Here is an 8,750-nt window from a genome sequence, read left to right as displayed (position 1 = left end):
CCACCGGCGGGGCGGCCGGCTCGGCCACCGGCTCGTCCGCGAGCGGGTGCCGGCGGGCGGCCTCCTCGAAGTCCGTCCGGCTGCGGCCCTCCAGCCGCAGCGCGTCCGCCAGCAGCCGGACGGTCTCGTTGCGGGGCCGGCGCACCCGGCCGCTCTCCATGTCCCGGATCGCCCGTACGCTCAGGGTCGCGTGATCGGCCAGGCACTGCTGGGTCAGTCCGACCCGCTCGCGCCGTAGCCGCAGCAGCTCGCCGAAGCCCGCCGCCGTTCTCACCGCTTGCACCGACTGCCCGCCGTCCATGCCTGGTCTGCCCTTCGTGGTCCGGACTCCTCCTGGGGGCGGGTCCGGCGGCGGCGTCAGCGCTGGGCGCCCGCACGGCCCGTGGTCCGGCCGTGCGGGACCCGGTGGTCAGGCTGTGGCCGCCGAACCCGGTCCCTCCGGTTCCCGATGCTCCAGGCTCGCCGTCTATGCCCGATCAACGGCCGATCACCGGCCCCACTCATGACCTTCACCCGGGCGTCACAGCCTGCCCGCCACGCGGCCGGAGCCCGCTCCCGGCCCGGCCCGGCGGTCAGGCATCGTGTACGGACGCCGTCCCGTCCCGGCCGATCGCGGTGGGTCCTGTTCCCGTGGGCAGGCCGGCGGTGCCCCGCCCGGTGGGCACGGACCGGCCCGGATCCCGGACGGATGCCGGGATCCGGGTCGGTCACGCTGTCAGGGACAGGCGTTCTCGGAGGTCATACGGTCCCCTTCTCGATGCGGCCGACGCACAGCGCCCAGATGACGAAGGCGTCGATCGCGATCAGGACGATGGCCCAGGCCGGGTAGTAGGGCAGCCACAGGAAGTTGGCGATCATCCCCAGCCCGGCGACGACGATACCGGTGGCACGGGCCCAGACGGCGCCACTGAAGACCGCCACACCCGTCACGACGATGAAGACCCCGAGGATGAGGTGGATCCACCCCCACCCCGCGGAGTTCAGCGAGTACACGTAGTTGCGGGTGACGAAAACCAGGTCGTCCTTGCCGATGGCGGAGATCCCCTCGAAGATCGCCATCAGGCCGCCGGTGATCAGCATGACTCCCGCGAAGATGGTCCACCCGGTCGCATAGGGATGCCGTTGGGGTTGGGGGATCTGGCTGCTACTGCCGACTCCGGAAACGCTGCTGGTCATGACAGTGACTCCTTCGGTGGGAACCGCCTCTCGGGCAGCGGGAGGCGGGACGGTGGAGCAGCTGGTCGCAGGTGCTCCGGGGACGCGACACCCGTCCGGTTCCCGACCGGTGCGGGTGCGGGTTCGGGGAGGAGGAGATCAGTGGCGCGCAGGAGTGCGAGGACTCGGCGGAGCCCTGGCCGGACGCCGACGAGACGGAACTCGACGTGTCGCAGGCCTGACGCCCGCCGGGCCTGGAGGAGGGCGCGCAGACCGGAGGCGTCGCAGAAGGTGAGGGCGGAGACGTCGAGGTCCAGCCGGGACGGACCGGCCGCCAGGGCCCGGGAGACGGCATCGGTCACGAGCGGCCCGGTGGCCATGTCGAGTTCGCCCACCAGCGACACCAGCACGGTGTCCCGGTACGGCCCGGTCTCGGTGCGCAGTAAGTCGTCGGCTCGCATGGCCACCGCCTGGGAAGCTCGGCTGACGGAAGGACCCGGAACGGCGGTCCTACGTTCACGGTAGAACCGGATCTCCGTCCTGTCGTGGGACGGACGGACCGCGGCGGTGGCCCGTGCGACCGCACAGGCGGCCGCGTCGGAGGCGCCCGCCGGGCCGTCCACCTTCACGTCCACCGCCTCCGTGGGCCGTTCGACCGCGTCCCTCGTCCGGCACGCCGGACTGGGCCACCCGGACGAACGAGGCGGCGGGTCGGCCACGCCGTACACCCGGCCCGCAGCAGCAGCGGCTCCTCGACGGCGGCATCACCCGCTCGGAGCCGTTCAGTGCCCGACGGCCACCTTGGCCGCCACGATGACCAGGCCCAGGAGCAGGTTGACCGCGCCCTCGACGACGGCCGGACCCACCGCGGCACCGGCCCGGCGGGCGCCCAGCGTCGCCCAGGCCACCTGCTGTGCCACGGCGACACCGAGCGCGAGCCAGGCGTTCTCCCCCGCCCCGAGCCAGGGGCTGACCAGCACAGCCAGGGCCGGCAGCGCCGACGCCTCGACGAGTGGCCACTCGTGCCGGCCGACCTCGCGCACCTGCCTCCAGGTGACCCGGCGGCCGGCCTCGCGCTGTCCTGCCACGTGCGCGTAGACGTGGGCGATCCAGAAGACGATCCCGGTGATCACCAGCAGCAGGATCAGCGACAGCCGCGGGTGCGGTTCGTGGACGCTGGAGGCCGCGATCACGGAGGCGGCGAGCATCGAGCCGTACACCGCGCCGGCGTAGTCCGTCCGGTTCCCGGGTCCGCCCGGGGCCGGTCCGGGCGGGGCGGGGGTACGACTGCGGGGCATGGTCACGACGCCTCCTCCCGTCCCCGCGCCGGAGACGACCGATGGGTCCGTTGCGGCCATCATCGCCGCTTCCCCGGGTTCCGGCCTCACCTCCGCAGGTGGATCCGGGCGCGGCCGACCGCCCCGCACCGATGCCACGCGGTCGGTGCCCCGTTCGGACGGACCGCGGTCGCTGCCCCGTTCGGACGGACCGCGGTGCCCCGGCCGCACCGGTAGGAACGGACATGACGCCGGCACCACCCGGAGCCACGGCCGACCCGTGCCGGCGGGCACCTGACCGGAAACCCGCGCGGCCCTACCCCCGAACCGTCACCCCGTCCTTCCGGGTCCCCCCGCTGCCGACCGACGCGCGCCCGGCGGGCAGGCGACCGGTGAAGGCGAAGCCGGTGAGCGTGATCCCGGCGGCGGCCAGCAGCGACACCCTGAGGCCGTCGAGCTGGGCTTCGCGGTAGGAGCCGACGACGGCGTCCGCCTCCTGCGGCGGAACGGTGGTCTGCGCGAGCGCGGTGGAGAGCTGGTCCGCGGGTACGAAGGTGACGCCCGCCGCGATCCTGATGCCGGCCTGCTGCTTCACGGCGTCCGAGATCCGCGGGTCCGCGGCGACGGCGGAGCCGAACGCGGCCGTCAGGGCACCGATCAGGATGGCGCCGATCAGCGCGGTGCCGAGCGACGAGCCGAGGTTCTGCGCGGTGTACTGCAGCCCGCCGACCTCGCTGCGGTCCTCCTCCCCGACACTCGACTGCACGACGTTGGCCAGTTGCGAGGCGAGCAGTCCCAGGCCGATCCCCAGGAGGCCCATCGCCAGCGCGAACGACAGGTCGTCGAGCTCCGGCCGGACGGTGCCGACCAACCACAGGGACGAGGCGAACAGCACCAGCAGGCCGATCCGCACCACCGTTCTCGGCGAGGCGAACCGGCTGAGGAACGGGCCGGACATGGAGGCGGCGAGCATCGTGACCGACACCGGCAGCAGCCGCAGACCGGTCTGGAAGGCGTTCTGGCCCTGCACGGCCTGGAGGTACAGCGGGATGACGAAGAACAGCCCGAGGAGGATCAGGTTCTGACTGAAGAGCATGAGCAGGCCGGACCGCAGCGGGGGAACGCCGAACAGCGTGAACCGGACCAGCGGATGCTCCCGGCGCAGCTCCCACGACCGGAACAGCACCAGGAGCACCCCGCCCAGCGCGATGACGAAGAAGGTCGGCGAGTATCCGAGGACGGTGAACGGCGGGTTGCGGGGCTTCAGCCAGCCCCAGGAACTGCTCTGCAGCACGGCCAGCACCGCCAGTCCCAGCCCGGCCACCGACAGCAGCACACCGACCACGTCCAGCCGCGCGTGGTGCTCCGGTGCCGGTTGCGGCTCGATCCAGCGCAGCAGGAACAGGATGACCACCACCAGGACGACCTCGCCGGCGAAGACCAGCCGCCAGGTCAGGTAGGTGGTCAGCCATCCGCCGAGCAGCGGGCCCACGGCGATGCCCGCCCCGGCCAGACCGCCGATGACACCGTAGGCGGTCTGGCGGTCCTGTCCCTGGTAGGAGCCGGCCACCAACGCGGCCAGTGCCGGAAGGACCAGCGCCGCGCCCAGGCCCTCGATCACCGACCACCCGAGCGCCAGCAGCCACAGGGTGGGCGCCACCGCCGTGATCGCCGACCCCACGGCGTAGACCACCAGCCCGACCGTGAACACCCGACGGCGCCCGTACATGTCGCCGAGCTTTCCGCCGGTGATCATGAACGCGGCCATCACGAGCGTGTAGAGGGTGATCACCGCCTGGATCGCCGTGACCTCGGTGTCGAAGTCCTCGACCAGCCGGCTGATGGACACGTTCATCACCGACGCGTCGAGCACCATCAGGAACTGCGCCATGCCCAGGATGATCAGCGCTCTCCAGCGGTTCACCGTGACTCCTCGTGCTCACCGACCCCCGCGGTTCGTGTCCCCCGGCCCTCGTACCCTCGTACCCGCGCGGCCCGGCCGCCCGTCGTGGGCCGGTGCGTTGCGCCGAACGGCGGGCCACCCGAGGTGCGGCACCCCGTCCCGTCGCCCAGTCTTGGACGGAATCCGGAGCGCTCGGGCCGACGACGAGCCGCGGCGGACCGGGGTGCAGGCATCGGCCGGAGGGAGCGCGGAGTGGCGGCACCTCGTGGTCGGACCAGCCGCGCCGACTGGATCCGCACCAGGTCGGCCTGGTTGCGGGGGCGGACGGCCACCCTGCACGAGGTCCCGTTCCTGCGGCGACTCGCCGCCCAGCTGCTCCACATCCACGTCCTGGACATGGCCACCCGCCTCGCGGCCCAGACGTTCCTGACCGCCATCCCGGTGCTGTTCGCCCTGGCCGCCTTCATGCCCCAGGAGGTACGCAGCGGCGTCGCCGAGTCCCTGCGCATCGTTCTGGGGCTCCGGGGCGCCTCACTCGACGAGGTCAAGGGGGCGCTCCAGCCCAGCGAACCGAGCTCCAGCGCCAACACCTTCGGCGCCATCGGGATCCTGGTGACCCTGCTCTCGGCCACGAGTTGCAGCCGCATCCTGCAACGTCTGTGCGAGCGGAGCTGGCACCTGCCGCATCTGGCAGGGCGGCTGGCGGCGTGGCGGTGGCTGGCCTGGCTTCTGGTGTGGCTCACCGCCCTGGTTCTCCAGGGGCAGGTGCGGACCGGATTCGGGGCGGGCGAGGGCCTCGGGGCCGTGCTCTACCTGATCACGGCCGCTCTGCTCTGGTGGTGGACCCAGCACCTGCTGCTCGGTGGCCGCGTTCCCTGGCTCCCGCTGCTGCCGGGGGCCGTGCTGACCGGTGCCGGGTTGACGGCGTTCACATGGGTGTCGCAGCTCTACGTCCCCCGCTCGCTGAACCGCAGCGTGACGCAGTTCGGCCCGCTCGGCATGGTCTTCACCCTGCTCAGCTGGCTCATTCTGGTGTTCACGGTCATCACGCTCGGGATCGGCGCCGGGTACGTCGTGGCGGGCCAGGGGCGGCTGGCCCGGCTGCTGGCGACTCCGGAGCCGGCCCCGGAGGACGAGGACTGAGGGCCGAAGGGGCGTGCGTCCGCCAGGCGGGCGGGGCATGCTGCTCACCTCAGGGGTGCTCGCAGCCCGCTTCGCCCTCCCCCCGATTCCGGGGGCCTTCGTGCGCAGGCCGCGTCTGCTCGAACGCCTCGGCGACGGTCGGCCCGGCCCGACCGCTTGACCTTGACACAGTGACAAGGCCTTCACTGCTGCCAAGGAGGTGGTCCTGATGGCCAGACCGGAAGAGGACACGGACACGATGCGGGCGCTCCGGGCACTGGGGCACGACGACTCGTCGGTCCGTCTGCGGGCGGCGATGGCCGTCGGCACGGCCCCGGACCCGGGGTACGTCGGCGGGCTCGTCGAACGGTGCGCGGTCGAACCCGAGTTCTCCGTGCGCGAGATGCTCACCTGGGCACTCACCCGGCACGAGGCGGCCCTGACGGTCCCGCTGCTGGTCGGCGAGGTCCGTTCGGAGCGTGCGCAGGCACGGAGCCAGGCCCTGCACACACTGTCCAAGATCGGGGACCGGCGGGCGTGGCCGGCGATCACGCCCGCGCTGCTGGCCGACGCCGACGAGGAGGTGGCCCGCAGTGCCTGGCGGGCCGCGGTCGTGCTCGTGCCCGAGGGTGGCGGGCGCGCGTTGGCCGTAGTGTTGGCGGCTCAGCTCGGGCGCGGCGGGCACGAGACGCAGCTGAGCCTCAGCCGGGCGCTGATCGCGCTCGGGGAGGTGATGCTGCCGACGCTGAGCACCGCGACGACGGACCTCGATCCCCGGGTGCGCGGGCACGCGCTCGCCACCGAACGGCTGTGGCGCGACCCGGATGCCGGATTCGAGTTCGCGATCGAGGAGGCGAAGCGCACGGTGGCCCTCGGCGGGGGCGGCCGGGAGGGACGGTAGGCAGTGTTGATCGGCGACGTCGCGCGGCGGTCCGGGGTCAGCGCCCGCATGCTCAGGCACTACGAATCGCTCGGGCTGGTGCAGCCGACGGGGCGTACCGGCTCCGGCTACCGCCGGTACTCGGACGAGGACATCCGGCGGATCTTCCACATCGAGAGCCTGCGGTCGCTGGGCCTGTCGCTGCGCGACGTCGGGCGGGCGCTCGACGACCCCGGCTTCGCGCCCGCGGAGCTCGTGGACGACCTCATCCGCCGGACCCGCGAGCGCATCGCGGCGGAGACGGAGCTGCTCACCCGGCTCCGGCGGATCGACGCCGCGGAACCCGCCGGCTGGGAGGGGGTCCTGCGGGTCGTCGCGCTGCTCCAGGCCCTGGAGTCGAAGAGCCCGGGGGCGCGCCAGCGCGCGGCCCTGTCCGCGGGCGAGGACGCTCCGGTGCCGGTGGAGGCACTGGTCGAGGCCGTGCTGGGCGAATCGGACCCGAACGTCGCCGGAGCCCTCCGCTGGGCTCTGGCGCAGGCGGGCGGGGAAGGGACGGCGCTGCTCGCGGAGGGCCTGCGCTCACCCGCGGCCGAGGTGCGCGAACGTGCCGTCCGGTCCCTCGCCGAGCTGCCGGACGGGACGGCGACGGCCCTGCTGCGGGACGCCCTCGGGAATCCCGACGCCGTGGTCCGCAGGCACGCGGCCCTGGCGCTCGGAGCCCGCGGTGTGGCCGACGCGGTCCCGACGCTCATCGGCATGATCGTCGAGGCGGTGAACGACGCCGACGCGGCCGACGCCCTGGGCGCGCTGGCGAGCGACCCGGCGCTGACGGACCGGGTCGCCACCGGGCTCGTCGACCGCCTCGCCCACGACACCGTCGGACCGGACGCCCGCCGGCGGCTCACCCAGGCGCTCGCGGACGTCCCGGGAGGCACGGCGTCCCGCGCCCTGGAGGAACTGTCACAGGACGAGGACCGTGCGGTCGCACTGACCGCGACGTACATTCTCAAGCTGCGCAACACGCGGTAGCGGGTCGGCTTCGGGGGCGGGTTCGACGGTGGGGGTGGCGTGACAGGGGCCAGGCGGTTCCGTCGGCAGCGGCGGCTCTTCCTCTCGGTGGCGGTCGACACGTTCGGCTCCGGCGTCTTCCTGCCGCTGTCGCTGCTGTTCTTCGTCACCGTCCGGCACTTCCCGGCGGCCTCCGCGGGCACGGCCGTGACGGTCGGGTCGGTCGCGTCCTTCGCCGTCGTGCCGCTCTGCGGGCGGCTCGTCCAGGCCATGGGGCCCAAGTCCTGCCTGCTCCTCAGCAATGTCCTGACCGCGCTCGGGTACGGCCTGTTCTTCGCGGTGGGGAACCTGTTCACCGTGGCGGCCGTCACCTTCGTCGTGACGGCCGCCGACCGGCTCTACGGTGCCGCCTGGCCCACGATGGTCGCGCGGCTCGCGAAGCCGGAGGAACTCACCGACTGGTTCTCCGCGGTGACCGTGCTCAGGACGACCTCCCTGGGAGTCGGCACCCTGGGGGCGACCGCCCTGATGGCGCTCGCCGGCGGGCGCGGCCTACAGGTCGCACTCGCCCTGAACAGCGCGAGCTCCCTCCTCGCGGCCGTCCTCCTGCTGGGTGTCGCCGTGCCGGCCGCCGAGCGGCCCGGCCACCGGGCGGCGAGGTCGAACACCCGGGCGGCGCTCGGCGACCGGCCCTTCCTTTCCCTGGTGGTGTCCCAGACGCTGCTGTCGGCGGCCTGGCTGATCCCGACGGTCGCCTTCCCCCTCTACCTCATGGAGAGCCTCCACCAGGCCGCCTACTGGCCGACCGTCGTGGTCGCCGTCCGCTACGCCACCGCCACCACCCTGCAGATGCGGATCAGCCGCCGGCTGTCCGGCTGGACCCGGTCGCGGGTCCTGCGCCTGTCGATCGGCGCGGCGGCCGGCGCCATCGCCCTGACCGCGACGATCTCCACCGTCCCGCACGCCCTCCAGGGCCCGCTCGCGGTCCTCGTGGCAGCCGTCCTGGCGCTGGCCGAGCTGGCCTCGAAGCCGACCGCGGCCGCGGCGGCGGTGGCCATGGCGCCCAAGGGCGACGAAGGACCGTACATGTCCCTGTTCCAGCTGACCTGGACGGTGTCCTACGCGGTCGGGCCGGCCGTCATCGGCCTGGGCCTGCAGAACCCCCCGCTGCTCTGGACCACGCTGGCGATCTGCGTAGCGGCCGGCGCCCTGGCCCACCGCCTCCGCACACCCCTGCCGCGGCCTGCGGGCGGGGCCGTCGCAGGGCGGATCGCCCACGGTGTCCGCGACCTGCGCGAGGAGGCCGACGTTCCCTGACGGGCACCACGCGCGCGGGCCCGACGGACCCGGGCCGTTCGGCCCCGGCCGAGGTCCGGCCCGGGACCCGGGACCGGCCGGCGTCACC

9 protein-coding genes are annotated in these 8,750 nt (G+C 73.6%); 4 read left to right on the top strand and 5 right to left on the bottom strand.

Annotation, left to right across the window (positions count from 1 at the left end):
- The 5 genes from KS423_RS30570 to KS423_RS30550 all read right to left on the bottom strand — a co-directional run.
- On the bottom strand, positions 1-274 hold a 274-nt coding region (locus KS423_RS30570; protein WP_224283017.1), incomplete at its 3' end, for a helix-turn-helix domain-containing protein.
- A 464-nt stretch (positions 275-738) separates the two neighbouring features.
- Complete coding sequence (locus KS423_RS30565) at positions 739-1,176, bottom strand: hypothetical protein (protein ID WP_224283016.1); 438 nt, start codon at positions 1,174-1,176, stop codon at positions 739-741.
- A complete protein-coding gene (locus KS423_RS30560) occupies positions 1,173-1,616 on the bottom strand; it encodes an STAS domain-containing protein (RefSeq protein ID WP_224283015.1) in 444 nt (147 codons plus the stop codon). Before KS423_RS30560 ends, KS423_RS30565 begins: the two co-directional genes overlap by 4 nt.
- A 321-nt stretch (positions 1,617-1,937) precedes the next feature.
- Positions 1,938-2,453 (bottom strand): hypothetical protein, encoded by a 516-nt coding sequence (locus KS423_RS30555; protein ID WP_224283014.1) that lies wholly within the window; start codon positions 2,451-2,453, stop codon positions 1,938-1,940.
- Positions 2,454-2,748: 295 nt separating this feature from the next.
- Positions 2,749-4,356 carry an MFS transporter gene (locus tag KS423_RS30550; protein WP_224283013.1) on the bottom strand — a complete coding sequence of 536 codons (1,608 nt, stop codon included), beginning with the start codon at positions 4,354-4,356 and terminating at the stop codon, positions 2,749-2,751.
- A gap of 231 nt (positions 4,357-4,587) precedes the next feature.
- On the opposite strand from KS423_RS30550, the gene KS423_RS30545 reads away from it, so the two are divergent.
- The 4 genes from KS423_RS30545 to KS423_RS30530 all read left to right on the top strand — a co-directional run bounded on the left by KS423_RS30545 (position 4,588) and on the right by KS423_RS30530 (position 8,662).
- Complete coding sequence (locus tag KS423_RS30545; protein ID WP_224283012.1) at positions 4,588-5,478, top strand: YhjD/YihY/BrkB family envelope integrity protein; 891 nt, start codon at positions 4,588-4,590, stop codon at positions 5,476-5,478.
- 208 nt (positions 5,479-5,686) lie between these two features.
- The gene (locus KS423_RS30540) at positions 5,687-6,358 is read left to right on the top strand and encodes a HEAT repeat domain-containing protein (RefSeq protein WP_224283011.1); all 672 of its coding nucleotides are present in this window, start codon (positions 5,687-5,689) and stop codon (positions 6,356-6,358) included.
- A 3-nt stretch (positions 6,359-6,361) separates the two neighbouring features.
- Positions 6,362-7,366 (top strand): HEAT repeat domain-containing protein, encoded by a 1,005-nt coding sequence (locus KS423_RS30535; RefSeq protein WP_224283010.1) that lies wholly within the window; start codon positions 6,362-6,364, stop codon positions 7,364-7,366.
- Between the two features lie 39 nt (positions 7,367-7,405).
- The gene (locus KS423_RS30530; protein ID WP_224283009.1) at positions 7,406-8,662 is read left to right on the top strand and encodes an MFS transporter; all 1,257 of its coding nucleotides are present in this window, start codon (positions 7,406-7,408) and stop codon (positions 8,660-8,662) included.
- The last annotated feature ends 88 nt before the right edge of the window (positions 8,663-8,750 follow it).

Origin of the sequence: Streptomyces sp. LS1784 (genome assembly GCF_020103755.1) — a bacterium.
In the GTDB taxonomy this organism is placed as follows: domain Bacteria; phylum Actinomycetota; class Actinomycetes; order Streptomycetales; family Streptomycetaceae; genus Kitasatospora.
The sequence above is the reverse complement of the archived record's forward strand: the minus strand, read 5'-3'. Positions and strand labels throughout refer to the sequence as shown.